General features: G+C 70.5%; 26 protein-coding genes. 13 read left to right on the forward strand and 13 right to left on the reverse strand.

What is annotated here, in order from left to right; translation table 11 throughout:
- Nucleotides 1-7 precede the first annotated feature (7 nt).
- Complete coding sequence (mnmH, locus tag JJ685_RS08345; protein WP_201673800.1) at nucleotides 8-1,129, reverse strand: tRNA 2-selenouridine(34) synthase MnmH; 1,122 nt, start codon at nucleotides 1,127-1,129, stop codon at nucleotides 8-10.
- A 583-nt stretch (nucleotides 1,130-1,712) separates the two neighbouring features.
- Between mnmH and JJ685_RS29705 the strand changes: the two genes are divergently transcribed.
- Nucleotides 1,713-2,096 carry an IS66 family transposase gene (locus JJ685_RS29705; RefSeq protein WP_236598845.1) on the forward strand — a complete coding sequence of 128 codons (384 nt, stop codon included), beginning with the start codon at nucleotides 1,713-1,715 and terminating at the stop codon, nucleotides 2,094-2,096.
- Between the two features lie 251 nt (nucleotides 2,097-2,347).
- On the opposite strand, the gene JJ685_RS08355 is transcribed toward JJ685_RS29705, so the two are convergent.
- Nucleotides 2,348-3,286: a transporter gene (locus tag JJ685_RS08355; protein WP_201673801.1), complete on the reverse strand. Its 939-nt coding sequence runs from the start codon at nucleotides 3,284-3,286 to the stop codon at nucleotides 2,348-2,350.
- Nucleotides 3,287-3,347: 61 nt separating this feature from the next.
- Between JJ685_RS08355 and JJ685_RS08360 the strand changes: the two genes are divergently transcribed.
- Genes JJ685_RS08360 through JJ685_RS08375 form a run of 4 tightly spaced genes read left to right on the forward strand, consistent with a single transcriptional unit; the run spans nucleotide 3,348 to nucleotide 6,335 of the window.
- Nucleotides 3,348-3,968: an FMN-binding negative transcriptional regulator gene (locus JJ685_RS08360; RefSeq protein ID WP_201673802.1), complete on the forward strand. Its 621-nt coding sequence runs from the start codon at nucleotides 3,348-3,350 to the stop codon at nucleotides 3,966-3,968.
- Nucleotides 3,968-4,189 (forward strand): hypothetical protein, encoded by a 222-nt coding sequence (locus tag JJ685_RS08365; protein WP_201673803.1) that lies wholly within the window; start codon nucleotides 3,968-3,970, stop codon nucleotides 4,187-4,189. Before JJ685_RS08360 ends, JJ685_RS08365 begins: the two co-directional genes overlap by 1 nt.
- Nucleotides 4,186-5,424, forward strand: coding sequence for a tRNA adenosine(34) deaminase TadA (gene tadA / locus JJ685_RS08370; protein WP_330901731.1), 1,239 nt, complete (start codon nucleotides 4,186-4,188; stop codon nucleotides 5,422-5,424). The genes JJ685_RS08365 and tadA overlap by 4 nt, the downstream gene beginning before the upstream one ends.
- A complete protein-coding gene (locus JJ685_RS08375; protein WP_201673804.1) occupies nucleotides 5,421-6,335 on the forward strand; it encodes an LD-carboxypeptidase in 915 nt (304 codons plus the stop codon). Before tadA ends, JJ685_RS08375 begins: the two co-directional genes overlap by 4 nt.
- A gap of 57 nt (nucleotides 6,336-6,392) precedes the next feature.
- On the opposite strand, the gene JJ685_RS08380 is transcribed toward JJ685_RS08375, so the two are convergent.
- Nucleotides 6,393-6,734: a hypothetical protein gene (locus tag JJ685_RS08380; protein WP_201673805.1), complete on the reverse strand. Its 342-nt coding sequence runs from the start codon at nucleotides 6,732-6,734 to the stop codon at nucleotides 6,393-6,395.
- A 236-nt stretch (nucleotides 6,735-6,970) separates the two neighbouring features.
- Nucleotides 6,971-7,423, reverse strand: coding sequence for a universal stress protein (locus tag JJ685_RS08385; RefSeq protein WP_201673806.1), 453 nt, complete (start codon nucleotides 7,421-7,423; stop codon nucleotides 6,971-6,973).
- A 216-nt stretch (nucleotides 7,424-7,639) separates the two neighbouring features.
- On the opposite strand from JJ685_RS08385, the gene JJ685_RS08390 reads away from it, so the two are divergent.
- Entirely contained in the window at nucleotides 7,640-8,026 is a 387-nt protein-coding gene (locus JJ685_RS08390) for a response regulator (RefSeq protein WP_201673807.1), read from the forward strand.
- 16 nt (nucleotides 8,027-8,042) lie between these two features.
- Nucleotides 8,043-8,885: a fumarate/nitrate reduction transcriptional regulator Fnr gene (fnr, locus tag JJ685_RS08395; protein ID WP_236598846.1), complete on the forward strand. Its 843-nt coding sequence runs from the start codon at nucleotides 8,043-8,045 to the stop codon at nucleotides 8,883-8,885.
- Between the two features lie 7 nt (nucleotides 8,886-8,892).
- On the opposite strand, the gene JJ685_RS08400 is transcribed toward fnr, so the two are convergent.
- Together JJ685_RS08400 and JJ685_RS08405 are read right to left on the reverse strand one after the other, a co-directional pair.
- Nucleotides 8,893-9,783, reverse strand: a complete 891-nt coding sequence (locus JJ685_RS08400; RefSeq protein ID WP_201673808.1) for a ribose-phosphate pyrophosphokinase — start codon at nucleotides 9,781-9,783, stop codon at nucleotides 8,893-8,895.
- Nucleotides 9,784-9,828: 45 nt separating this feature from the next.
- The gene (locus JJ685_RS08405) at nucleotides 9,829-10,479 is read right to left on the reverse strand and encodes a BON domain-containing protein (protein ID WP_201673809.1); all 651 of its coding nucleotides are present in this window, start codon (nucleotides 10,477-10,479) and stop codon (nucleotides 9,829-9,831) included.
- A gap of 120 nt (nucleotides 10,480-10,599) precedes the next feature.
- Between JJ685_RS08405 and JJ685_RS08410 the strand changes: the two genes are divergently transcribed.
- Entirely contained in the window at nucleotides 10,600-11,118 is a 519-nt protein-coding gene (locus tag JJ685_RS08410; RefSeq protein ID WP_201673810.1) for a flavodoxin, read from the forward strand.
- Between the two features lie 50 nt (nucleotides 11,119-11,168).
- On the opposite strand, the gene JJ685_RS08415 is transcribed toward JJ685_RS08410, so the two are convergent.
- Nucleotides 11,169-11,504 carry an HPF/RaiA family ribosome-associated protein gene (locus tag JJ685_RS08415; RefSeq protein ID WP_201673811.1) on the reverse strand — a complete coding sequence of 112 codons (336 nt, stop codon included), beginning with the start codon at nucleotides 11,502-11,504 and terminating at the stop codon, nucleotides 11,169-11,171.
- A 37-nt stretch (nucleotides 11,505-11,541) separates the two neighbouring features.
- Nucleotides 11,542-12,165 carry a nitroreductase family protein gene (locus JJ685_RS08420; protein WP_201673812.1) on the reverse strand — a complete coding sequence of 208 codons (624 nt, stop codon included), beginning with the start codon at nucleotides 12,163-12,165 and terminating at the stop codon, nucleotides 11,542-11,544.
- 129 nt (nucleotides 12,166-12,294) lie between these two features.
- Here JJ685_RS08420 and JJ685_RS08425 point away from each other — a divergent pair, with 129 nt between their 5' ends.
- Entirely contained in the window at nucleotides 12,295-12,927 is a 633-nt protein-coding gene (locus JJ685_RS08425; protein WP_201673813.1) for a phosphoribosyltransferase, read from the forward strand.
- A gap of 59 nt (nucleotides 12,928-12,986) precedes the next feature.
- Nucleotides 12,987-13,850, forward strand: coding sequence for a hypothetical protein (locus JJ685_RS08430; protein WP_201673814.1), 864 nt, complete (start codon nucleotides 12,987-12,989; stop codon nucleotides 13,848-13,850).
- Between the two features lie 4 nt (nucleotides 13,851-13,854).
- On the opposite strand, the gene JJ685_RS08435 is transcribed toward JJ685_RS08430, so the two are convergent.
- Genes JJ685_RS08435 through JJ685_RS08445 form a run of 3 tightly spaced genes read right to left on the reverse strand, consistent with a single transcriptional unit; the run spans nucleotide 13,855 to nucleotide 16,503 of the window.
- Nucleotides 13,855-15,273 (reverse strand): bifunctional aminoglycoside phosphotransferase/ATP-binding protein, encoded by a 1,419-nt coding sequence (locus tag JJ685_RS08435; RefSeq protein WP_201673815.1) that lies wholly within the window; start codon nucleotides 15,271-15,273, stop codon nucleotides 13,855-13,857.
- Nucleotides 15,270-15,458 carry a hypothetical protein gene (locus JJ685_RS08440; protein ID WP_201673816.1) on the reverse strand — a complete coding sequence of 63 codons (189 nt, stop codon included), beginning with the start codon at nucleotides 15,456-15,458 and terminating at the stop codon, nucleotides 15,270-15,272. Before JJ685_RS08440 ends, JJ685_RS08435 begins: the two co-directional genes overlap by 4 nt.
- Before the next feature lie 55 nt (nucleotides 15,459-15,513).
- Entirely contained in the window at nucleotides 15,514-16,503 is a 990-nt protein-coding gene (locus JJ685_RS08445) for a zinc-dependent alcohol dehydrogenase family protein (protein WP_201674705.1), read from the reverse strand.
- 88 nt (nucleotides 16,504-16,591) lie between these two features.
- On the opposite strand from JJ685_RS08445, the gene JJ685_RS08450 reads away from it, so the two are divergent.
- Entirely contained in the window at nucleotides 16,592-18,346 is a 1,755-nt protein-coding gene (locus JJ685_RS08450; protein ID WP_201673817.1) for a PHA/PHB synthase family protein, read from the forward strand.
- A gap of 17 nt (nucleotides 18,347-18,363) precedes the next feature.
- Here the strand turns inward: JJ685_RS08450 and JJ685_RS08455 are convergent, their stop codons facing one another.
- On the reverse strand, nucleotides 18,364-18,744 hold the full coding sequence (locus JJ685_RS08455; protein WP_201673818.1) for a TraR/DksA family transcriptional regulator: 381 nt from the start codon (nucleotides 18,742-18,744) through the stop codon (nucleotides 18,364-18,366).
- Nucleotides 18,745-19,294: 550 nt separating this feature from the next.
- On the opposite strand from JJ685_RS08455, the gene JJ685_RS08460 reads away from it, so the two are divergent.
- Nucleotides 19,295-19,606 carry a hypothetical protein gene (locus JJ685_RS08460; protein WP_201673819.1) on the forward strand — a complete coding sequence of 104 codons (312 nt, stop codon included), beginning with the start codon at nucleotides 19,295-19,297 and terminating at the stop codon, nucleotides 19,604-19,606.
- A gap of 117 nt (nucleotides 19,607-19,723) precedes the next feature.
- Here JJ685_RS08460 and JJ685_RS08465 read toward each other — a convergent pair whose 3' ends face one another.
- A complete protein-coding gene (locus tag JJ685_RS08465; RefSeq protein WP_236598847.1) occupies nucleotides 19,724-21,655 on the reverse strand; it encodes a sigma-54-dependent Fis family transcriptional regulator in 1,932 nt (643 codons plus the stop codon).
- Nucleotides 21,656-21,908: 253 nt separating this feature from the next.
- On the opposite strand from JJ685_RS08465, the gene exaC reads away from it, so the two are divergent.
- Nucleotides 21,909-23,429 (forward strand): acetaldehyde dehydrogenase ExaC, encoded by a 1,521-nt coding sequence (gene exaC, locus JJ685_RS08470; RefSeq protein ID WP_201673820.1) that lies wholly within the window; start codon nucleotides 21,909-21,911, stop codon nucleotides 23,427-23,429.
- Nucleotides 23,430-23,466: the final 37 nt, after the last annotated feature.

A 23,466-nucleotide genomic window follows, 5' to 3' on the forward strand; every position in this document is an offset into this window, starting at 1 on the left:
CGGCTCGCTAACGAGCTTCGGGGCCGGCTTCGTCCTGCGACCTGCTCCCGAAGCGCATGGCCAACTCCGACGCCGCCGCGGTCAGTTGTTCCGCGGCCAGAGAAGGCAGTTCGATGCATGGACCGGAAGATGCGGCCTCGTACGACCTGCTGGTCGAGCGTTCGTAGCAGGGATCGTAGTGTTTCCTCATCACGCGCTCGAAGAGTGCGTCAACCTGCTTCGCCGCCGCCAGCGAATGCCACAGGGCGAGTTCTTCGCCGCCCACCAAGGGCTTGAGCGGCGCCAGCTTCTCGACCATGGCCAGAGGGTTCGCGGCGAAATGTGCGTAGTCCTCTCGCAAGAGTCGCACACGTTCATGCATTGGAGCGGAGACTCGCAACGGCGCCACGCTGTGCATGGCAGCGTGCAAGGCTTCGGGCAACTGCAAGTTCCCGATCTTCTTGGACTCCGCCTCCAGCCACACGGGCCGCGATGGGTCGAATGCGCGCAGCGTGTCGAGCAAGAGCGTGTCGAAGAATTTCTGCGAAGGCTGAGGTTCATCAGGAACCGCGCCGAGCAGGGAGCCGCGATGGGCAGCAATCGCCTCCAGGTCGAGGACCTGCTGGCCGGTTCCGGCGAGGGCCTGCAACAACCGCGTCTTGCCACAGCCCGTGGGGCCGGAAAGTACACGGAACTGAAAGTAGCGGGGCAGGGCTTCCAAGCTCGCGCGCACCCAGCTGCGATAGTTCTTCCAGCCCCCGGGCAGGACGTCCACGTCGAACCCGATAAGGCGCAAATTGTCCGCCCAGACTTTGCTGCGCTTTCCGCCACGGAAGCAGTACACGAGCATCCGGTCGGCCTTCTTGTGGTCTCGCAGGAGCTGCGAGATGTGCCTGGAGATGTTGCGCAGCGAATACTCCGCGCCGATCAGATAGGCCGCGTGCGGGTCCTGCTTGTACTTGATCCCGACTTCCGCGAATTCCTCGTCGTCCACCACCGGCAGGTTGACGGCGCCAGGCAGGTGATCCTCTTCGTACTCATGCGGCGATCGTGCGTCGATCACGAGCGCGTACGTGTTGAAGTCCTTGATTTCGAGCTGCGAGGGATGCGGCAGCGGAGATGTGTCAGCCGCGGATTCGAGGTGAGTCATGCGAGGCTATGCGTCTGCTACCGAAATGATGGCGTCAAAACCAGCACGACAACACGCTCCGGCTGTAGCGCATCTGCCGTCCGGCATCTGATTCCGAGATCCCGCAGGCGGTCGGGTGATTGCACGCAGGAATGTGGGAGGACGTACAACGCGGCCGCAGCATCAATCGTGCCGAACAGTGCCGTGCGCTCGCTCCTGGAGGATTGTGCACTCGGGGCCTGGCCTTGGGGAAGGTCGGCTCCCTGGGACTTCTCGAATGAGCAACCGTACGTCATTCTCGCCCTCAGGACCTACGGCGGAAGCGAATTCCTTGTTGCCGGGCCCGCTCCATCGGGACAGCGACCCCGCATATTCCGCGGTTTGCTCGGGCCCGGGCCGGTAATGATGCTGCCATTCGCTGACGACTAGCTCCTGTGCCGGAGTCCATGCCGATACCGACCACTGCACGTTTCTTAGGGTCGCCTCGTATCGCGCAAACGCATCTCTGATTCCGGATCTGCTCATAGGTTCTCTGTTGGTCAAGGTTCAGGCTCTTCGACCGGCAAGTCGCAGAAGTTCGGACTCGGGTTCTCGGTAGCTGACGATGCGTACGATCGGCCCAGGCACCTTGTCGATGGCAGTGCGGATTGAATCCTGGATCCATTGCCGCTCATTGCCGAACGCGCCGCCCCCGAGCGGGATGGTGGCGCACACGCTGATCAGCCGCTTTGCAGATCACCTGCCGTACTACCGGCAGGAGGACATCAACGCCCGGGCGGGCGTGCACACGCCGCGTTCGACGCTATCCGCCTGGGGCGGCTCAGGCGGTGCAGCGCTGCAGCCGTTGTACGAGGCGCAAAAGCGCTTCGTTCTCAGCGCCGCCCGCAGCCGACTCAGCCAGCGTCTTGGCTACGCGGTGTCTACCGATCGGCGTAAACTGCTCGGGTCACGACTACGGAAGGCCGTGATACCGTCAACCGCCCCTTGAATACCGTCTTCTCCCTCTGGAGCGAGCAGTCGATACCGTCATTGCGCTACAGGACATGCCAATTTCGCCCTCCAGTCGCTGTCGCGAACCATCGATGGGGTGACATCGAGAGCAAACAGCCCTGGGGGGCGCTCTCGAACGCGACGGTAAATCTGTCGGTATCGTGCCCGTTTTCGGACGTCAGGCAGCACGTTTTCCCTCTGAGCGGCGACGGACTGTTGACAATTGAGTGGGAGTGAACTCCCCGGGCTTCAGAGGCCCCCGCCCCAGCGGTACTGCAGCGCGACACCGAGAAGGTCGAAGTTGTTGCCGGTCCGGGCGGAGACGCCGCGGCTCGCGTTCAGCTTGACCGAGACGCTGGGGTTCACCGGATAGGCGAAGGTCGTGCCGACCCGCCAGTTGCGCTGCAGGTTGTTCTCGGGCCGCCCGTCGAGGGTGGTTTCGCCGCCGGTGAAGTAGCTCGTGTCGACCGAGAGCCAGGGCCCGGAGCGGAAGTTGTAGATCGCGTTGGCGCGCGCCGTCAGGATCGGGTCCTGGTGCCGGTGCTGCCCGCCGAAGAAATCCTTGTTCGTGGTGTAGAGGACGGCTCCGGTGGCCAGTTCCAGCACCCACCGGTCCATCGCCTTGGAGACGCCGATCTCCGGATGGAAGGCCCACCGGTTCGCGCTCAGGTTCACCAGCCGCGTGTTGTCGTACTGCCCGAGCGGCAGCGAGACCTGCAGGCTGGCGCCGACGATCACGTCCTGCCGGTAGGACCGGAACTCCTCCAGGGCGAGGGCCGGTGAGCCGACCAGGTTGACCGACAGGCGCACCAGCGGATCCATCAGGCCCGAGACCTGGCGCTCGACCGGCTGGCCCTGGAAGGTGGCGGAGCCCGAAAGGCGTGCGGAGGGGACGATCGCGTCGAATTTCGCGAGCTGCCCCAGCAGGCCGAAAGTGCGCGCGTAGCCCAGGATGGGCCCCTGCACCGCCAGGTGCGGGTCCTTCAGCGGGGTGGAATTGTCGGTGGACAGGCCGCCCCGCGTGCCCACGTACGCGAGGACGAGGAAGTTCACGCCGGTGGGCGCGGGGGCATAGGCCCGGGGCTCGATGTTCTGGGCGTGCACCGGCGCGCCGGCCGCGCCGCAGGCGAGCAGGCCCGCGCCCGCGAGCAGCCGCACCGGTCCGGGCGTTCGGCGGTCCGCAAGCATGCGCATGACTCTAAAGGCGCGCCCGGCCGGCGTCCAGAGCGGCTGCGGTCACAATATGTCCATGTACCACCCACCCCAGTTCCGCTCCGACGACCCCGCCATCGCGGCGGACCTGATGCGGCGGCACGCCTTCGCCACGCTGGTGTCCAACGACGACCAGGGCTTCCCCTTCGCCACGCACCTGCCGCTGCACCTGGAGGAACGCGAGGGCCGTTTCGTGCTGCTCGGGCACTTCGCCAAACCCAATCCGCACTGGCGGCACCTGCAGGCCGCGCCGCAGGGGCTGGCGATGTTCATGGGGCCGCATGCCTACCAGTCGCCGCGGATCTATCCCGACCTGCAGCGCGTTCCGAGCTGGAACTACCTCACCGTGCATTGCAAGGTGCGGGCGAGCCTGGTCGAGGACGCGGCGGGCAAGGACGCCCTGCTGAAGAAGCTGATCGCCGACCACGAACCGGCCTACGCGCAACAGTGGCGCAGCCTGCCCGAGGACTACACCGGCAAGATGCTGGCCGGCATCGTGGGCCTGGAACTGGAAGTGCTGGAGTGGGCCTGCAAGCTCAAGATCAACCAGCACCGGCCGGAAGCGCACGCCCGCATGCGCGAGATCTACGCGGCCGGCAACGAGGACGAGCGCGGGCTGGCTGCCTGGATGCAGCGGCTCGGACTGGGAGAAAAGTGATGCGTGCGATTTTCGGCGTGCTGGGCCTGCTCATCGTGGTTGCGATCGTCGGCATGCTGGCGAAGAAGCAATTGTCGGCGGGCGTCGCCCCGCGCGTGCAGGACGCCCCCGCGGGCGTCGCGGCGCCGGCCGGCACGCCCAGGCAGCAGGTGAAGCAGTTCGAGCAGGCGGTGCAGGGCGCCATGCAACCGGCCCGCCCCATGCCCGACGACACGAAGTGAAGCTGCCCCCGGCGGGACCGGCGCGCGACGAGGCCTGCATGCGCGAGGCGCTCGCCCAGGCGCGGCTGGCGCTCGCCGCGGGCGAAGTCCCGGTCGGCGCGGTCGTCGCCCACGGCGACGCGATCGTGGGGCGCGGCCACAACGCCCCGGTCTCGGGGCACGATCCGACGGCCCATGCGGAGATCCGCGCGCTGCGCGCCGCGGCGCAGGCACTGGGCAACTACCGGCTGGACGGCTGCGAGCTGTTCGTGACGCTGGAGCCCTGCGCGATGTGCAGCGGCGCCATGCTGCACGCCCGGCTGGCCCGCGTGGTGTATGGCGCGCGGGACGCGAAGACCGGCGCGGCAGGCTCGGTGCTGGACCTGTTCGCGCAGCCGCGCCTGAACCACCAGACCGCCCTCGCCGGCGGGGTGCTGGCCGACGAATGCGGCGAGCTGCTCACCGGCTTCTTCCGGGCCCGCCGCCAGGAGGCCCGCAGCAACGCCCAGCCCCTGCGCGACGACGCCCTGCGCACGCCCGAGGACCGCTTCGCCTCGCTGGCGGACTACCCCTGGGCCCCGCACTACCTGAACGACCTGCCGGCACTGGCCGGCCTGCGCCTGCACTACCTCGACGAAGGACCGTGCGACGCACCGCGCACCTGGCTGTGCCTGCATGGCAGTGCGTCCTGGAGCCATGCGTTCCGGGAGATGATCCCCGTCTTCCTGCAGGCCGGCGACCGCGTGGTCGCGCCGGACCTCGTCGGCTTCGGCCGGAGCGACAAGCCCAAGCGCGAGGCGGCGCACGGCTTCGAATGGCACCGGCAGGTGCTGCTGGAATTCGTCGAGCGGCTGGACCTCGCGGACGTCGTGCTCGTGGTGCAGGACTGGGGCGCCCGGCTCGGGCTCACGCTGCCCATGGAGGCGCCGGAGCGCTACGCCGGGCTGCTGGCAGTGAACGCCACGCCCGCCGGCCCGGGGGAGGGCGCGGCCCGCGACGCGCCGTTTCCGGACAGCGGCCACCGGGCTGCGCCGCGCGCCTTTGCGCGCATGCTGCCGGACCGGCCCGATGCCGGCGGCGCGGCGGTCTCGCGCCAGGCACGCGAGTTCCTGGCGCGGCACTGGCGGGGCCGCAGCCTCGTGGCGGAGGGCGCCCTGGACGCGCTCGCGGGCGTGACGATCCCGCAGGCGACCTCCTTCGTACAGGAGCAGGGCGAGGCGATCGCGCGCAGGGCGGTGGGATACTTCCGCCCGTGACGAAGCGCATCTACATCTTTTCCCCCTCCAGCGCCGTGCGCAACAAGGCCGCCGTGCGGCGCGGCATCGCGCGCCTGAAGGCGCTGGGCCACGAAGTCGAGCTCGATCCGGCGGTGTTCTCCTCCCACATGCGGTTCGCCGGCGACGACGACACCCGCATCGCGGCGATCGAACGCGCGGCCGCCAGCGGCGCCGACGTCGCGATCATCACGCGCGGGGGCTACGGGCTCACGCGGCTGCTGCCCCGCATCCCCTACAAGGCGGTCGCCAAGGCGATCGACCGCGGCACGGAGTTCGTGGGCCTGAGCGATTTCACGGCGTTCCAGAACGCGGTGCTGGCCGAAACGGGCCGCGTGACCTGGTCCGGCCCCGCGGTGGGCGAGGACTTCGGCGTGGAAGCGGAGCCCGACGAGATCATGCAGGCCTGCTTCGAGGACCTCGTGACGGGGCAGGGCGAGGGCACCGGCTGGCAGCTCCCCGCGGCCGAGGCCGTGGAACGCCCGGTGGAGGCCCGGGGCGTCCTGTGGGGCGGCAACCTCGCGATGCTGGCCGCGCTGGTCGGCACGCCGTGGATGCCGAAGGTGAAGGGCGGCATCCTGTTCCTGGAGGACGTCAGCGAGCATCCGTACCGGATCGAACGCATGCTGACCCAGTTGCTCTATGCCGGCGTGCTGGCGCAGCAGAAGGCGATCGTCATGGGGCAGTTCACCAACTGGCTGCCGGTGCCGCACGACAAGGGGTTCAAGCTGAAGACGGTGTTCGAGTGGCTGCGCGCGGTGGTGAAGTGCCCGGTGTTCACGGGGCTGCCGTTCGGGCACGTGCCCACCAAGGTGTGCCTGCCGGTGGGGGCGAAGGTGACGCTCGCGGCCGAAGGACGGGATGCGTTCCTGCTGTGGGGGCACCGGCACTGAAGCGGCGCCAATGAAAAAGCGCGGGGAACCCGCGCTTCGTGCGTTGGACGGGGCCGGTCAGCCCATGAGCGGGCTGGGGCGGGAGGTCAGGCTCCCCGGCAGCATGCCATGGAACATCTGGGTGATGCGCTGCACCTGCTCGCGTGCCGCCGCCTCGCCCAGGGTGGTGGCCAGCGCCGCCATCAGGTCGCCGCGCAGGTACCAGAGCCCCTGGATGTCGTTGGCATAACGGATCCGGCGGGTCACGTTGGCGAACTGTTTGGTGCCGCCCTCGCCCAGGAGGGCCAGCATGGCCTCGCGGATGTCCTCGGTCCGGTCTTCCAGGACGGAGTCGCTCGGGACCCCCTGGTTGCCCAGGAGGCCATATACGCTGTTACGTACGCCTTTGAACCAACGCATCTTGAGTTGTCCTCCCCCCTTTGGGGGACATGCTTGCCACCAGGCTCGAAATTATTCCCATTGTGCGCGACTGGCAAGGCCCAGGCGTGCTGGATTGCACGCAATTCGCCGATTGGTGCCGTTCGGTCACTCTCCTTCGTAACGAAAAGTCACAAAATCGCCGCTTCGCCTGCTAAAACGGCGGATCCCCGTCGCGACCGGCCCCGCGGGGCCCATTGGCAGCTGGCGGTAGGGCTTCAGTGGCCGTCGTGCCCGTGCGGAGTGCGCACCGCCAGCACCGGCACCGGCGCCAGGCGAAGCACCTGCTCGGCGCCGCTTCCGAGCAGGAAGCGGCTCATGCCGCGCCGGCCATGGGTGCCGACCACCACCAGGTCTGCTTCCCACGCCCGCGCCTCCTCGGCGACCAGTTCGCCAAGGCGCCGTCCGGCGGTCTCGACCAGCTTGCCGTCCGCCGGCACGCTGGCCGACTGCGCCATGGATTGCGCGTCCTCCAGGACGCGCGCGCCCTGGTCGCGCGCCTGCTTCAACAGGTCGGCGCTGTATTCATAGCCGGACAGGTAGGCCAGTTCGTCGAGGGCATGGACCAGCCGCAGCCGGCCGCCGTTCTCGCGCGCCATCTGCAGAGCCGCGACCACGGCGCGGTTCGACGTTTCGCTTCCGTCCACGGGGACGAGGATGCGGCGGTACATACGAGCTCCTTTCGGATGGGTGTGTCGTGTTGCCGACCATCTTGGTCCTTTTGCGGCGAATGCCCTTGAGGCGCATCAATGCGGCATTCCGTGACGGTGACTAGGACGATTCCTAGCCGGCATCGGCGCCCGCCCCGATCCGTTTCGGACTCGTCCGAGCCGGCAATTCAGCCCGCGCCGATGTTCCACAAGAGCCAGCCGCGCGATAGTTGCGTCATGAGTTCGAACGGTTCCATCAAGGTGTACCTCGCCGACGATTCGCTCCAGATCCGCCAGCGCGTGAACGCCTTGCTTGCCGGCCAGCAGATGGACATCGTGGGAGAGGGAGCCACGCCGGGCACCTGCATCGAGGGCATCCTCAATTCCCAGCCCGACGTCGTCGTGCTGGACGTGCAGCTGGAGGGCGGCACGGGCCTGCAGGTGCTCAAGGCGGTGAAGTCGGCGGACCCCGAAGTCGCCTTCGTGGTGTTCAGCAACAACTCCGCGCCCGCCTATCGCAAGCGCTACCTGGGCGAGGGCGCCGTGCGCTTCCTCGACAAGAGCACCGAATTCGACCAGCTGGCGCAAGCCGTGGCCACCGCCGGCCGCCGGTCCGTCCACTGAGGCAGAAGCAATCAGAATGAAAGAGGGCACCACCATGCAGACCGCCACGCGCCGCGACCCCGCCACCCCTGCCGACCGGACCGCCACCGAAGCTCCCGTGCACGTCGTCCCGCGCGCCCGCGCCGACTCCGGCAGCAGCGAGGACGTGCCGTCGCCCCTGAAGACGCTGTGCTCCACCTGCCACCTGAAGGACCTGTGCCTGCCCTGCGGCCTGACCGGCAGCGACGTGCAGCGCCTCGACAGCCTGATGTTCGCCCGCCGCCGCGTGAAGGAGGGCCAGGCCCTGTACCACGAGGGCGAGAAGTTCCAGTTCATCTACGCCGTGCGCAGCGGCACCTTCAAGTCGGTGCTGACGCTGAAGGACGGCCGCGAACAGGTCACCGGCTTCCAGATGGCCGGCGAGCTGATGGGCCTGGACGGCCTGGCCGCCGGCAAGCATGCCAGCGCCGCCATCGCGCTGGAGGATGCCGAGATCTGCGCCATCCCCTACGGGCACCTGAGCGAGCTGGCCTCCGTGAGCCCCGACCTGCAACACGTGATCTCGCGCCTGATGAGCCGCGAGATCGTGCGCGAGCACAGCCTGATGATGCTGCTCGGCTCCATGAACGCCGAGGAGCGCCTCGCCGCCTTCCTGCTGAACATCTCCCAGCGCATGAAGGCCCGCGGCTACTCCGCCAGCGAATTCCACCTGCGCATGTCGCGCGCCGAGATCGGCAGCTACCTGGGCATGAAGCTGGAGACGGTCAGCCGCACCTTCTCGGCCTTCCAGCAGCAGCGCCTGCTCGAAGTGGACAAGAAGCACGTGCGCATCGTCGACCTCGACGGGCTGACCCACGCCTTCGAGATGCGCGTGCAGTAGGCGCCGCTCACCCCTCCAGGAAGCCCCGCACGCCCTCGGCCAGCCATGGTCCGAGGGCGATTGCGTTGGTGGGATGCGGCACGGTGTCGCAACTGAGGACGCGGGCAATGCCGGCGCGCTGCAGCAGGTCCATGCCCGAGGCATCCAGCAGCGCATGCACGGCGATGCAGAGCGGCCGGCCCCAGCCGGCCTCGCGCAGCACGCCGGCCGCCGAGGCGAGCGTGTGGCCGCTGGAGGCGATGTCGTCCAGCAGCACCGGCACGCGGTCCGCGCAGCTCGCGCCCGGCGGCATGCGCACCTGCACGTCGCGGTCGCCATGCCGCACCTTGGACATGACGACATGGGGCGCACCCAGCAGCCGCGCGACGGCGCCGACCCACTGCTCGCTCTCGCTGTCCGGCCCCACCAGGAAGGCCCGGGGGACCTCGCGCGCGAGCCATTCGGCGATGGCCGAAGCGGCGGCCACCACCCGGGTGGGAATCGGGTAGATCTCGTCCAGGGAGGCGAAGCGGTGCAGGTGCGGATCGACGGTCACGAGGAAGTCCACCGCGCCAGCGAGCATCCTGGCGTAGGTGCGCGAGGTGATCGCCTCGCCCGGGCGGAAGCGGTCGTCCTGTCGCATGTAGGGCAGGTAGGGGGCCACCAGGCCGACTTCGAGGGCGCCGAGGTCGCGCGCCGCATCGGCAGCGAACAGGAGCGGCAGGGTCTTGTCGTCCGGGTGGTCCAGGTGGGCCACCAGCAGCACCCGTTGCCCGGCCACCTCGGTGCGCAGGCGCACCAGGCCTTCGCCGTCCGGGAAGCGGTGCACGTCCAGGGGGCTGGCCGGGCACCGCAGCAGCGCTGCGAGGGACTGCGCGAGGTTCTCGGCCCCGGGGAGGGCCAGGAGGGTCGTGTTCATGCGTGCTCGCCGAAGCGGACCGGGTCCGACCCGGGCAAGCGTACCTCAGCCCACGCGCAGGTGGTCGACCACGCGCGTGACGCCGCGGGCCCCGAACGCCGTGCCGATCGCCGCGTCGTGCTCGGCCAGGGAGCTCACCCGGCCGCTGAGCGTGACCACGCTGCCGTCGACGGCGATGGTGACGTGCGTCGCGTCGCGCTGCGCCCGGCGCGCGAAGGCGGCCGCGATCTCGTCGCGCAGTTGCTCGGGATCCGCCCGGCGGCGCAGCCGGATCGCGTTGCTCACGCCGCGCACGCCCAGCAGCGGATGGATGCACTGCTCGGCGCTCGCGGACTGGTAGCTCCAGTCGACCTCGCCGGTGAGCGTCACCCAGCCGTTCTCCACGCGGACCTTCACGCTGTCTTCCGGCACCAGCGAGTGCCAGTCCAGCGCGTGCAGCGCGGCCTTCGCAATTTCCTCGTCGCTGCGCTGCAGGCCGGGGGGCAGCCGGACCTGCAGCTCCGTCGCGAGCCCGCGCGCGCCCGAGACGCGGTGCACGGCACCCTCGGCCGCGCGCTTCTGCAGGCAGGTGTCGACCACGCCCGAGAGCCGGACCACGCCCTCGCTCACGCTGACCGCGATGCCGCTGGCGTTGACCCCCGGATCCCAGGCGAGTTCGGCTTCGACGTCGGATTGCAGTTGCAGGTCGTTCTTCATGGCCCCTCCTTGCCCCGCCAAGATCGCGCCACGGCTGCGGCTTGCCGTTGACGCAGCTCAAGCTACCTGCGCCGGCATGGCCGAAGAATGTCGCCCTGTAGCCCGCAAAGGATGAAACAGATGGACAGCATGCTGGTAGTGGTCTATTCGGAGACCGGGCTGGCCCGGGGACTCGCGGCGCAGTTGCACGAGGAGCATGGCTGGCCGGTGGGCGAGATCCACGACCTGCGTTCCCATCCGGAGGCGCCCGGGCTGCTGCGACCCATCCTCGATTCGCTGCTGCACCGCGACGCGCCGATCGCCTACGACGGCCCCGAACCCGGCGACTTCCGCACGGTCATCCTGATCACGCCGATGCGCGCCGGCCACGTGCCCGCCGCCATGCGCGTCTTCCTCACGTCCCACTGCGACCACCTCCGGCGCGTGGCGATCGTGTCGATCCTGAAATCCGAGGACGCGGTGAGCGCGGTGCCCGAGATCGCCGCGCTACTCGGGCACGCGCCGATCCACAACGCGACCTTCACGGCCGCCGAACTCGCCGAGGGCAGCGCGGTGGAACGCGTGCGCAACTTCGGTGACTTCCTGCAACCGCGCAGCACCGCGGTGCAGTTGCCCGAATCGGGCCTGTCGGCGGCCTGAAACGACAAGGCCGGCGTCGCCGCCGGCCTTGCCCCGTCACCCCAACGCGCTCAGCCGGCGTTGTGCTGCTTCACCTCGCCGCGCCGGATGCGCATCGATTCGTCCACCTTGCGCCGGGCGGCGTCGAAGGCGTCGCGCAGCGCCACGTAGGCATCCTCGTCCTGCACGCGGTTGATCGCGAGCTCGTGGCCGGGCAGCGTCACGTCGATGCGCACGCTGAAGAGCCGACCCTGGTTCTGGTGCTTGTGTTCCTGTTCGATCGTGACGCGGCAGGCCATGACCTCCGAGCCGAAGCGGTCGAGTTGGGCCACCTTGCCTTGCACGGCTTCTTCCAGCGCCGGCGAGGGCGCCATTCCGATGAATCGCAGGTCGAGTGGCAGTTTCATTCTTTCCTTCCTTCTTCTGGGTCGCGAATTCCGTTGTTCAATGGGTGTGGGCCGGCCCGGCGAATCCGACCGACTGCGCGAGGGCGACGCGCTGGTGCGGCCGCAGCCCCAGCGCGGCGCCGAGCTCCCGGCGCTGGAGCTGTCCGCGCACCACCGTCGCCAGCCCGGCGCCGGCGCAATACAGGTAGATGTTCTCGACGATGCAGCCGATGTCGGCGCCGGCGAGCACGCCGTGTTCCTCGGGGTCCAGCCCGTCCTCCAGCTGCAGGTGCTCGTGGTCGATCACGTACACCAGGTTCAGCGGCGCCACGGAGACGAAGTCCTGGGTGCCGGTGAGGGCGCGCAGGTCGCCGGTGCGCGCGCGCAGCAGGCGGTGCTCGCGCGCGTCGTAGCGCCAGGCGCCTTCGGCCAGCACGGCATAGACCACGATCTCCTGCGAGTCGCAGGCGGTCGGCGCCGTGCGGCCCCAGCTGCCGGGGCGGTTCACGCCGAAGCCCGCCCACAGAAGGGCCGAGACCTGCTCCAGCGAGAGGGGGTCGGCCAGGTACTCGCGCGTGCTGTGGCGCTTCTTGAGGGCCGCTTCCAGCGTCAGGCCGCCCTGCAGACGTGGCGTCGGCAGGGGCATGGTGTCCATGAGCGGATCGGACGGGATGGTGGCCATGGACTGGATCCTCCTGAGCGTTGCCACAACCCGAAGATGACGCACGGAGGCCGCCATCCACTTGCGCTGCCTCAAGAAAGAGGCGCAACATTGCCCTTCCGCCGCGCACGCGGCGCCTCTGCACCACGCATGTTCACCGATCGCCTGGATGCCGCCGGACGGCTGGCCGATGCCCTGGCGCACTGGCGCGGCAGCAAGCCGCTGGTGCTGGCCATTCCGCGCGGCGCGGTGGCGATCGGCGCGCTGGTCGCGCGCCGGCTCGAAGGCGAGCTGGACGTGGCGATGGTGCGCAAGCTGCACGCGCCGGGCGCGCCCGAGTTCGCGGTGGGCGCGGTCGACGAGTCCGGCTGGACCTACGTGGCGTCCCACGCCGCGGAGGTCGGCGCCACCGCCTCCTACCTGGACGAGCAGAAGGACTACCAGCTGCACGAACTCGCGCGGCGCCGCCGTCTCTACACGCCCGGCCGCGGGCCGGCCGAGGTGGCCGGCCGCGTGGTGATCGTCGTCGACGACGGGCTCGCCACCGGGGCCACCATGATCGCGGCCCTGCACGCGGTGCGCGAACACGGGCCGAAGCGGCTGGTGTGCGCGGTGCCGGTCGCCTCGCCGGAGGCGGTGGAACTGGTCGGGGAGTACTGCGACGAAGTGGTCTGCCTCGATGCGCCGCGGCGGTTCGCGGCGGTCGGCCAGTTCTATGCTTCCTTCCCGCAGCTGGAGGACGAGGAGGTCGTCACGCTGCTGGCGCAGGCCCGCGCCACCTGAGCGGCGCGGTTGCGGCATCATTGGCGCTCCGCAAGCGCGTCACATGCGTGGGGGGATGCATGAAGCCGTTTCGCCTGTTCCTCGTGGTCGCCGCCACGCTGCTGCTGTCCTTCTCCGTCCGGGCCGCCGGCCTGCTGGGCGCGGAGGCGCTGGTGGCGCGGCACGGCGCGCTGGGGCCGCAGCTGTCTTCCAATGCCTTCGGCGGCCCGCTGGTGCTGCAGTCGGAGGAACTGAGCCGGCGCATCGAAGGGGATGTCTTCGCGGTGCTGGAGCACCCCTTCGCGGGCGTGTCGGCCGCGCTGTCCGATCCCTCGCAGTGGTGCGAGATCCTGATCCTGCACCTGAACACCAAGTACTGCCGGCGCACCGACGCGCAGGGCGCCCCGCACGTGCAGATGCGGGTCGGGCGCAAGGAGCCGCAGGCGATCGAGGCGGCCTCCCTGCTGGATTTCGTCTGGCATCCCCCGCAGGCGCGGCCGGATTACCTGTCGGTGCAGATGGACGCCCCCAAGGGCCCCTACGACACCGGCGACTACCGCCTGTTCGCCGAGGCCGTGCCGCTGGAGGGCAACCGCACCTTCCTGCACCTCGGCTACGGGATGAGCTACGGCGGCGCGAGCCAGCTGGCGATGAAGCTCTACCTCGCGACGGTGGGCAGCGACAAGGTCGGCTTCACGCGGGTGCAGGACGCCTACGTCGCCGGGGTGCGCGGGGTGGTGGAGCGCAACACGATGCGCTACTACCTGGCGATCGACGCCTACCTGGATTCGCTGGCCGCGCCCTCGGGCCAGCAGCTGGAGAAGCGGCTGCAGGCCTGGTTCGACGCCACCGAGAAGTACCCGCGCCAGCTGCACGAGGTCGAACGCGATGCCTACCTGCGGATGAAGCGCGACGAGGTGCAGCGGCAGGGGACCGGCCGCTGAGGCCTCATTCCGGCAGCGGCTGCACCCACGCGCGCTCGTCCTCCTGCAGCGGCTCGCGCCCCGAGCGCAGCAGCTCCAGCACCCGCAGGTCGGCTTCCGAGGCGTCGCCAGTGCGCGCGGCGAGGCGCTGGCGCAGGATTTCGGGCGGTGCGTCGCAGTCCAGGATCGCGAACGGGACTTGCAGTTCCGCCGCCAGCGCGTGGGCCTGTTCGCGTTCGACGCGGCGCAGGAAGGCCGCATCGAGCACCACCGGCCAGCCCGCGCACAGCAGCCGCCGGGCCAGCAGGAACAGCCGCGCGTAGGTCTGCTGCGTGGACTCGGGCGTGTAGAGGTCGCGCCCGGCGGCGCGCGAGTCCGCCAGCGGTGCCAGGCCGTGCAGGCGCTTGCGCTCGACGTCGGACCGCAGCCGGATCGCGCCGGTCCGCTCCAGCAGCTGCTGCGAGGCGAAGGTCTTGCCGGACCCCGGCAGGCCATGCGTGATGACCAGCCGCGGCTGCGCCGGCGTGGTCCAGCGCAGCGCCTCGGCCGCGTAGCGCCTGGCCTCGGCGCCCTGCGGCTGCCGCAGCTGGCAGGCCATCGCCCGCACCAGGGCCCGGTACGCGAGGCACAGGCGCAGGCCGGGCACGCCTTCATGCTCGCCCGTGCGTTCCAGCCAGCCATCGAGCAGCCGCCAGGCGAGCCGGGGCAGGCCGTGCGCGACCAGGTCCATCACCGGGAAGGCGATGTCCTCGATGACATCGATGCAGCGCAAGGCGGGATCGAACTCGATGCAGTCGAAGGCCATTACCTCGCCGCCGAGGGCGAGCAGGTTGGCGAGGTGCAGGTCGCCATGGCCTTCGCGCACGTGGCCGGCCGCGGCACGCGCCTGCCACAGCGGCTGCACGGCGACGTCCTCGCGAGCGATCCAGCCGGCGAGTGCTTCGCGCGGCAGCAGCTCCGCGGCCCCGGCCAGCGCCGCCAGCGCGCGTTCGCGCAGGTCGGGTCCGCCCGCGGCGCAGGCGGGCGCTGCCGCGTGGAAAGCCGCCAGCACCGCCGCGAGGCGATCGACCGCGCCCGCATCCAGCAGCCCTTGCGCGGCGCGCTCGCTGAAGAGGGCGCCGGGAGGGAAGCGCCGCATCCGCACGGCGTGGGCCAGCGTCGGCCCGGCGCCGTCCAGGTCCGGCGCGGCCAGGCTGCCCGTGACGCGCGCCACGCCCAGGTACAGCCCCGGCGCAAGCCGGCCATTGAGCCGCACTTCCTCTTCGCAGAAGTGGCGCCGCTTTTCCTCCGTCGCATAGTCGACGAAGCGCAGCCGCAGCGGCTTCTTCAGCTTGTACGCGAACTCCGGCGTGAGCAGTACCCAGGAGATGTGCGTCTCCCGCACTTCGGCCCGGAGGCGCCGCGCGAGTGCCGCCACCAGCCGGCCGGTCTCCCCGGCCTTCACGGGCGACGCGCCTGCACGCGCTGTCCGTCCTCGACGCGGAACACGCCCATGCCGCCGTCGCCGATCGGGAACAGGGCGCCCACGGGCGCGAACACGGCCTGGTCGACGGAGCGCAGCGCCTGCACCGCGGAGTCGCCGCTGCCGTACACCTTCGACAGCGCGTGGGCGCGCAGCACCGGTTCCATGGGCCCAATGTAGGCAGCAGCCGGGGGGGCACCTTGATCCTGCGCAAGCCCCCGTTCAGGGCACGAGGACCGCCGCGCCCTCGAGCCGGCCGTCGCGAACCGCCTCCACCGCCGCATTGGCGTCCGCCAGTGCGAAGCGCTGCACATGCGTGCGGACCGGGACCCGCTCCAGCAGGGCGAAGAAGTCCTCGCCGTCGGCGCGCGTGAGGTTGGCCACCGAGCGGACTTCGCGCTCGCCCCACAGCAGGGCGTAGGGGAAGGCGGGGATGTCGCTCATGTGGATGCCCCCGCACACCACCACGCCGCCCTTGCGCACCGTGGCGAGCGCGGCGGGCACCAGCGGGCCGGCGGGGGCGAAGATCAGCGCGGCGTCCAGCACCTGCGGCGGCCGCTCGTCGCTGGAGCCGGCCCAGGCCGCGCCGAGGCTGCGCGCGAAGGCCTGGCCGGCGGCGTCGCCGGGGCGGGTGAAGGCATGCACCTCCTGCCCCTGGCCGACGGCGAGCTGGCAGACGATGTGGGCGGCGGCGCCGAAGCCCCACAACCCGATGCGACGGGCGGTGGTGCCACCCGCCAGCCGCCAGGTGCGGAAGCCGATCAGGCCCGCGCACAGCAGGGGCGCGGCGTGCAGGTCGTCGAGGTGCTCCGGCAGCGCGAAGCAGAAGCGCTCGTCCGCCAGCGCGTATTCGGCGTAGCCGCCGTCCCGGTCGTAGCCGGTGAAGAGCGGCTCGTCGCACAGGTTCTCGCGCTGCGCGCGGCAGTAGGGGCACTGGCCGCAGGCTCGCCCCAGCCAGGGGATGCCGATGCGCGTGCCCGGGGCGAAGCGCGTCGCGCCTTCGCCGCGGCCGACCACCTCGCCGACGACCTCGTGGCCCGGCACGAGGTCCTCGCGGTGCGGCGGCAGTTCGCCGTCGATCACGTGCAGGTCGGTCCGGCAGACGCCGCAGGCGCGCACCCGCACCAGCACCTCGTGCCGCCCCGGCACGGGCACGGGCCGGCGCACCTCGCGCAGGCGGCCGGCGGCGCGGTCCACGGCCATGGCTCGCATGGAAGAGGGCAGCATCCACCCATCGTAAGCGCAATGGCTTTTGACCTGCGGCAAGCTCGGTGTTTCGACGAAGCCGGACGATCCCACCATGGCGGCACCCCTCAACGGCACCTATACCCCCCATCCCGATCCACTGGATCAGCCCCTCAAGACCGCGCTGGTGCGGCTCGCCAGCGGCATCTCGCCGGCCTCGGTGGCGATGGCGCAGGTGGACTGGCTGACGCACCTGGCGGTGCTGCCGTCCAAGCAGTCCGCGCTGGCGATGAGCGCCTGGCGCAAGTCGTTCTCCTGGCTCCAGTACGCGGCGAGCTGCGGCTGGAAGCCGGACGCCTCGCACTGCATAGACCCTCCGCCGGACGACAAGCGCTTCAGCCATGCCGCCTGGCAATTGCCGCCCTACAACGCCCTGGCCCAGGGCTTCCTGCTTGCCCAGCAATGGTGGGGCGAGGCCACCACCGACGTGCGCGGCGTGTCGCGCCACCACGAGGAGCTCGCCGCCTTCATCGTGCGCCAGTGGCTGGACATGCTGTCGCCCTCCAATTCGCCGGTGCTCAATCCGCAGGTGCTGGGCGAGACGGTGCGCAAGGGGGGCTTCAACTTCGTCGACGGCTTCGCCAACTGGTGGCGCGACGCGCTGGCCGTGGCGGCCGACGGCCGGCCGCGCCATGTCGAGGAATTCCGTCCCGGCAAGGCCGTGGCGCTCACGCCGGGCAAGGTGGTGCATCGCAACGCCCTGGTGGAGCTGATCCAGTACGCGCCGAGCACGCCCAAGGTGGGCAAGGAGCCGGTGCTGATCGTGCCGTCGTGGATCATGAAGTACTACATCCTCGACCTCACGCCGGACGACTCGCTGGTCAAGTACCTCGTCGACCAGGGGCATACCGTGTTCATCGTGTCCTGGCGCAACCCCGGCGCGGCCGACCGCGAACTGGGCCTGGACGACTACCTCGAATGCGGCGTGCTGGACGCCGTGGCGGCGGTGCAGCGCCTGTGCCCGGGCACGCAGGTCCACGCGGCCGGCTACTGCCTCGGAGGCACCCTGCTGGCCATGGGCGCGGCGGTCCTGGGCGCCCGCAAGGACCACGCGCTCCGGACGGTGACCCTCATCGCGGGCCAGGTGGACTTCCAGGAGCCCGGCGAGCTGGGCCTCTTCATGGACGAAAGCCAGGTCGCCTTCCTGGAAGACCTGATGGCGGAGTGGGGCTACCTGGATGGCCGGCGCATGGCCGGCGCGTTCCAGTTGATCAACTCCAAGGACCTGGTCTGGTCCAAGCTGCTGCACGAGTACCTGATGGGCGCGCACACTCCCATGACTGCCCTGCGCGCCTGGAACGCCGACGCCACGCGCCTGCCGGCGCGCATGCACGGCGAGTACCTGCGCCGGCTCTACATGGACAACCAGCTCGCCGACGGCGAGTACCGCTTCCGCGGCCAGCCGGTCAGCCTGCGCGCGATCCGCGTGCCGCTGTTCGTGCTGGCGACCGAGCGCGACCACGTGTCGCCCTGGCCCTCGGTGTTCAAGGTGCTGCGCCTGGCGCATGCGCCGGCGCGTTTCGTGCTGACCTCCGGCGGCCACAACGTCGGCGTGGTGAACCCGCCCTCCGGGCCCGCGGCGCACGAAAAGGCGAGCTATCGCTGGGCCGACCATCCGGTCGACGAGGTGGCGGCCGACCCGCTGGCCTGGTTCGCCACCGCGCGCCAGGAACGCGGCTCCTGGTGGACCTGCTGGCACGAGTGGCTGCACCGGCACGACAGCGGCAGCGTGCCGGCGCGCGCCGTGCGCGACGTGCGCTTCGGCGGCAAGGTGGTGCCGGCGCCCGGCACCCACGTCTTCCAGGAGTAGGAGACGGGGCTCCCGCTTCAGCGGCGCGGCATCGGCGGCCGCTCGTGGATCGCCTGGCACGCCGTGCAGAACGGCGTGGCCGGCATCGCGAACAGGCGGCGTTCGTCGATCGGTTCGCCGCAGTCCTGGCATTCGCCGTAGCTGCCGTCCTCCACGCGGCGCAGGGCCGCCACGATCTGGTGCAGTTCGGCGGTGGCGTGGGCGAGGGTGGCCTCGTCGATGATGGCCTGCCGGTCTTCGGCGGCGACGTCCTTGAAGTCCAACACGTCGGGCGGGTTGTCGGAGGCGCCGACGGCCGCGCCCGCATGCTGCTGCAGGAGGGCCCGCAGTTCGGCCGCGCGCTGGAGCAGCCTGGCGGCCAGCTGCTGCGTGGAGGGCGAAACGACGAGGACGGGCATGTCTGGGGCTGCGGGACGGAACCTCCGCGGATTCTGGGCAGCACGCCGGTGCGCGTCTTGATCTGGAGCAATGATGGCTTGCGGCGGAGCCTACCCCCGACCGCGTTCAACGCTCCCACACACTTCTTGCACGTTGGTCCGCCACTTCGACACCGCTGTTCGCTCCAAGCCGCGGCACGGCACAGGTGTTCGGCAGTGCCTGCTGCAGGACAGGGCTGGCCGCGCTCGCGCGCAGTGTTTCGAATTGCAGCGGAACGCGGACCACACGCTGCACGTGCGCCTACGCTTGTCGGCGAGCGCCTGACGCGCCGGGCACGCGAGGCTCACACGCGCTCCTGCGGGTCGGCCCATCGCCCTGCATGCGCGTTACACGCGATCTTCGCGAGTGCGCCGCTGAGGATGTACCCGCGGAATTTTGCGAGGGTACATGCTCCCCAGGGTAAACGTCGGTAATAGCGCCGCGGCCCCTCGTGCGACTCGAAGGCGCGCCCGTATCTTCGCATCACACGACGCGGAATGTCCCGTCGCGTAAACCTTCAGGAGGAATGAAATGAAAGTCAGATACATCGCAGCTGTGGTCGGCCTGAGCGCCATGCTGGGCACGGGTGCGTTCGCGCAAGGTGGCGCCGGGCTCGTCAACGTCAGCATCAACAACGTGGCGAACGACATCGCCCGCAACCTCAGCGTCGACGTGAACCGCATCCCGGTGACGGTGCAGGCGCCGATTGCCGTGGCCGCCGCGGTCTGCGGCGTGACGGTCAGCGTGCTGGGCACCGTGGTCCCGGGCGCGCCGGCCCCGTCCTGCACCGCGACCACCACCAACCCCGCGCTGAACGCCATCGTGCAGCGGCAACTGGGCTGAGGGACAGGATCGAGGCGCGAGCGATCCATCGCATGAAGGAACAGGCCGCTCGGGGAGCGGCCTGTTCTTTTCCGCCAATTGCGGACGCGCGCGGCCAGGTGCCGCCGCGGTTCAGGCTCAGTCGCCCTGCCGCCTGTACAAGGTGTTGCGGCTGATCCCCAGCCGCCGCGCCGCTTCCGAGACGTTGCCGCCGGACTCCGCCAGCGCGCGCCGGATCGCGCCCCGCGAAATGCTGCGCAGGTCCTCGGGTTCCGGCGCCGTCGCCCCGGCGGTCACGCTGGGGGGGCGCAACTGCTCCGCGAAGTCCTCGCACAGGTGCTGCCAGCCGATCACGCCTTCGTGCGCATCGAGCAGGGCGCAGGCGGTGCGCAGCACGCTCGCGAGCTGGCGCAGGTTGCCGGGCCAGGCATAGGCGCGCAAGGCGGCGAGCAGGGTCGCCTCGACCTCCAGCTCGCGGCCAGGCACCAGCGCACGCAACTGCTGCGCGAGCAGCGCCTCCAGGTCGCTGCGCGCCCGCAGCGCCGGCACCTTCAGGGTAAAGCCGTTGAGTCGGTAGAACAGGTCCTCGCGGAAGCGGCCCGCCTCGATCTGCGCACGCAGGTCGCGGTGGGTGGCGCAGATCAGCCAGAAGTCCACGGCCACCGGCTTGCCACCTCCCAGCGGCGTCACCTGCCGGTCCTGCAGCACGCGCAGCAGGCGCGTCTGCATCGCCAGGGGCATGTCGCCGATCTCGTCGAGGAACAGCGTGCCGCCGTGCGCCTCGCGGATGCGCCCGGTCGCCCCTTCGCGCGCCGCGCCGGTGAAGGCGCCGCGCTCGTAGCCGAACAGCTCCGCCTCGATCAGCGCCTCGGGCAGGGCGGCGCAGTTCACCGCGACGAAGGCCTGCCCGCGGCGGGGCCCGCAGCCGTGCATGGCGCGCGCCAGCACCTCCTTGCCGGCCCCGGATTCGCCCTGAACGAGCAAAGGGATGGCGCTGGGGGCGAGCTTGCGCGCCCGCTGCAGCGTGGCGTGCATCGCGAGGTCGCCGGTGTCCAGCGCCGCCAGTGCGTCGACCGGTGCGGCTTCCTCCACCGGCGCGCTCGGGCGCGCCGCCAGCGCCGGCCGTGCCGCCTCCACCCGCGCCCACAGCGCGGCACCGCCGTGGCCGTGCACGATGCGCGGCACGGAGGGCGAGCGCCGGAACCAGTCCATCAGCAGTTGCAGCGGCTCGGCCAGGACGTCCTCGATGCGGCAGCGTGCGAGCTGCGGCCACTCCAGGCCCAGCATGCGCAGGGCGGCGCGGTTGGCGCCGGCCAGGCCGCCGTCCTCGCGCACCGCCAGCAGGCCCTCGGTGAGCGTGCCGATGCCTTCCGCCTGCGCGTGCAGGCGCAGCACCACGCCGTGCCAGTGGCGCACGTCGTGCCGCGTCTCGAACAGCCGGTGCTCGATCATGCGGGCGGCCGAGCGGACCAGGCCGATGGTGTGCGGGTGGTAGCCGCGGTGGTCGCCGGAGACGTCCAGCACGCCGAGCAGCTGGCCGCCCGGCGCGAGGATCGGCGCCGCCGCGCAGGTCAGGAACGCGTTGCGTTCGAGATAGTGTTCCTCCGAGTGCACCACGATCGCCTGGCGCTCCGCCAGCGCCGTGCCGATCGCGTTGGTGCCGCGGTACTGCTCGGACCAGGTGGCGCCCGGGCGCAGCGCGACGCGCTCGGCGCGGCTCACGAACTGCAGGTCGCCCAGCGCCTGCAGCACCACGCCGTCGGCCCCGGCCAGGATCACCATGCTGTCGGTGCCCTCGGTCTGTTCGGCCAGGAACTCCATGACGGGCCACGCATGCGCGACCAGCTCGCGCTGCTGCTCCAGCGCGCGGGCCAGCTGGGCGCCCGAGGCATGGGGCGCACCGGGCATGCGGCCGGCCGGCTGCAGGCCGGCCTGCCAGCTGCGCAGCCAGGAGCGCGCCAGCTCGGGGCCGACCAGCTCGCGCGGCAGCTCGCCGCCGTCGAGCAACTGGCGCCTGGCCCGGCGCAGGCCGCTGCGCGCGGGCCTCTGGGCGATCTCGTGCATCCGCATGGCTTTGTCTCCTCCACGCATTCTGGAAGGGCCGTGAACCCGGTTCAACCCGGAATCCGGCTCGGCCTGTTCACTTCTGACACAGCGGGGGGTGGCGACTGCACCGTCCCGGCACGCTGGCCACCCTAAGGCAGGCGCCTTTCTGCAGGCTTGCGGCGACCCGGCGCCGAAAGCCCGCGGTGGCACGCCGCCTGCAATCCGGGGGACGGAGGCGCACAAGGGCGCTTCTTCCTTCCACCTACCGGAGACAAACGTGATCTATGCCAAGCCTGGTGCCGCCGGCGCCCCCGTCGCCTTCAAGAGCCGCTACGACAACTTCATCGGCGGCAAGTTCGTCGCGCCCGTGCGGGGCCAGTACTTCGACGTGCTCACGCCCATCAACGGCCAGCCCTACACGCAGGCCGCGCGTTCCACGGCCGAGGACGTCGAGAAGGCCCTCGACGCCGCCCATGCCGCCGCGCCGGCCTGGGGCCGCATGCCGGCCGCCGAGCGGGCGGGCCTGCTGCTGAAGATCGCCGACCGCATCGACGCCAACCTGGAGAAGCTGGCGTACGCCGAGACGGTCGACAACGGCAAGCCGATCCGGGAGACCCTGGCCGCCGACATCCCGCTGTCGTCCGACCACTTCCGCTACTTCGCCGGCTGCCTGCGTTCGCAGGAGGGCAGCCTGTCCCAGATCGACCACGACACCGTGGCCTACCACTTCCACGAGCCGCTGGGCGTGGTCGGCCAGATCATCCCGTGGAACTTCCCGATCCTCATGGCCGCGTGGAAGCTCGCCCCGGCGCTGGCGGCGGGCAACTGCGTGGTGCTGAAGCCGGCCGAATCGACGCCGATCTCGATCCTGGTGCTGATGGAGCTGATCGGCGACCTGCTGCCGGCCGGCGTGATCAACGTGGTCAACGGCTACGGCAAGGAGGCGGGTACGCCGCTGGCCACCAGCAAGCGGATCGCCAAGCTGGCTTTCACCGGCTCCACCGCCACCGGCAAGGCGATCGCGCAGGCTGCGGCCGCCAACCTGATCCCGGCGACGCTGGAACTGGGTGGAAAGTCGCCGAACATCTTCTTCGACGACGTTGCGGCCGCCGACGACGAATTCTTCGACAAGGCGATCGAGGGCCTGGTGCTGTTCGCGTTCAACCAGGGCGAGGTCTGCACCTGCCCGTCGCGCGCGCTGGTCCAGGCCTCCGTGTACGACCGCTTCATGGAACGCGCGATCAAGCGCGTGGCCGCGATCAAGCAGGGCAGCCCGCTCGACACGGAGACCATGATGGGCGCGCAGGCCTCGCTGCAGCAGATGGACAAGATCCAGGCCTACCTGAAGCTGGGCCGCGAGGAGGGCGCCGAGGTGCTGATCGGCGGGGACCGCGCGCGCCTGCCCGGCGAGCTGGTCGAGGGTTACTACATCCAGCCGACCGTGTTCAAGGGCCACAACAAGATGCGCATCTTCCAGGAGGAAATCTTCGGGCCCGTGCTGGCCGTGACGACCTTCAAGGACGAGGCCGAGGCGCTGCAGATCGCCAACGACACCGCCTACGGCCTCGGCGCCGGCGTGTGGACCCGCGACGGCAGCCGCGCCTATCGCCTCGGCCGCGCGATCCAGGCCGGCCGCGTCTGGACCAACTGCTACCACGCCTACCCGGCCCACGCGGCCTTCGGCGGCTACAAGGAGTCGGGCATCGGGCGCGAGACCCACAAGGTGATGCTGGAGCACTACCAGCAGACCAAGAACCTGCTCGTGAGCTACAGCCCGAAGGCGCTCGGCTTCTTCTGACCGGCCCCGCGGCGCGTTCGCCCCACGGGCGCGCCGC

Source organism: Ramlibacter monticola (assembly GCF_016722785.1).
Taxonomy (GTDB): Bacteria; Pseudomonadota; Gammaproteobacteria; order Burkholderiales; family Burkholderiaceae_C; genus Ramlibacter; species Ramlibacter monticola.

Excerpts from the sequence above, each read along its gene's own strand:
- mnmH (WP_201673800.1), bottom strand. The coding sequence starts at position 1,129 with ATGACTCACCTCGAATCCGCGGCTGACACATCTCCGCTGCCGCATCCC.
- JJ685_RS29705 (WP_236598845.1), top strand. The coding sequence starts at position 1,713 with ATGCGTACGATCGGCCCAGGCACCTTGTCGATGGCAGTGCGGATTGAA.
- JJ685_RS08355 (WP_201673801.1), bottom strand. The coding sequence starts at position 3,286 with ATGCTTGCGGACCGCCGAACGCCCGGACCGGTGCGGCTGCTCGCGGGC.
- JJ685_RS08360 (WP_201673802.1), top strand. The coding sequence starts at position 3,348 with ATGTACCACCCACCCCAGTTCCGCTCCGACGACCCCGCCATCGCGGCG.
- JJ685_RS08365 (WP_201673803.1), top strand. The coding sequence starts at position 3,968 with ATGCGTGCGATTTTCGGCGTGCTGGGCCTGCTCATCGTGGTTGCGATC.
- JJ685_RS08380 (WP_201673805.1), bottom strand. The coding sequence starts at position 6,734 with ATGCGTTGGTTCAAAGGCGTACGTAACAGCGTATATGGCCTCCTGGGC.
- JJ685_RS08385 (WP_201673806.1), bottom strand. The coding sequence starts at position 7,423 with ATGTACCGCCGCATCCTCGTCCCCGTGGACGGAAGCGAAACGTCGAAC.
- JJ685_RS08390 (WP_201673807.1), top strand. The coding sequence starts at position 7,640 with ATGAGTTCGAACGGTTCCATCAAGGTGTACCTCGCCGACGATTCGCTC.
- fnr (WP_236598846.1), top strand. The coding sequence starts at position 8,043 with ATGAAAGAGGGCACCACCATGCAGACCGCCACGCGCCGCGACCCCGCC.
- JJ685_RS08400 (WP_201673808.1), bottom strand. The coding sequence starts at position 9,783 with ATGAACACGACCCTCCTGGCCCTCCCCGGGGCCGAGAACCTCGCGCAG.
- JJ685_RS08405 (WP_201673809.1), bottom strand. The coding sequence starts at position 10,479 with ATGAAGAACGACCTGCAACTGCAATCCGACGTCGAAGCCGAACTCGCC.
- JJ685_RS08410 (WP_201673810.1), top strand. The coding sequence starts at position 10,600 with ATGGACAGCATGCTGGTAGTGGTCTATTCGGAGACCGGGCTGGCCCGG.
- JJ685_RS08415 (WP_201673811.1), bottom strand. The coding sequence starts at position 11,504 with ATGAAACTGCCACTCGACCTGCGATTCATCGGAATGGCGCCCTCGCCG.
- JJ685_RS08420 (WP_201673812.1), bottom strand. The coding sequence starts at position 12,165 with ATGGCCACCATCCCGTCCGATCCGCTCATGGACACCATGCCCCTGCCG.
- JJ685_RS08425 (WP_201673813.1), top strand. The coding sequence starts at position 12,295 with ATGTTCACCGATCGCCTGGATGCCGCCGGACGGCTGGCCGATGCCCTG.
- JJ685_RS08430 (WP_201673814.1), top strand. The coding sequence starts at position 12,987 with ATGAAGCCGTTTCGCCTGTTCCTCGTGGTCGCCGCCACGCTGCTGCTG.
- JJ685_RS08440 (WP_201673816.1), bottom strand. The coding sequence starts at position 15,458 with ATGGAACCGGTGCTGCGCGCCCACGCGCTGTCGAAGGTGTACGGCAGC.
- JJ685_RS08445 (WP_201674705.1), bottom strand. The coding sequence starts at position 16,503 with ATGCGAGCCATGGCCGTGGACCGCGCCGCCGGCCGCCTGCGCGAGGTG.
- JJ685_RS08450 (WP_201673817.1), top strand. The coding sequence starts at position 16,592 with ATGGCGGCACCCCTCAACGGCACCTATACCCCCCATCCCGATCCACTG.
- JJ685_RS08455 (WP_201673818.1), bottom strand. The coding sequence starts at position 18,744 with ATGCCCGTCCTCGTCGTTTCGCCCTCCACGCAGCAGCTGGCCGCCAGG.
- JJ685_RS08460 (WP_201673819.1), top strand. The coding sequence starts at position 19,295 with ATGAAAGTCAGATACATCGCAGCTGTGGTCGGCCTGAGCGCCATGCTG.
- JJ685_RS08465 (WP_236598847.1), bottom strand. The coding sequence starts at position 21,655 with ATGCGGATGCACGAGATCGCCCAGAGGCCCGCGCGCAGCGGCCTGCGC.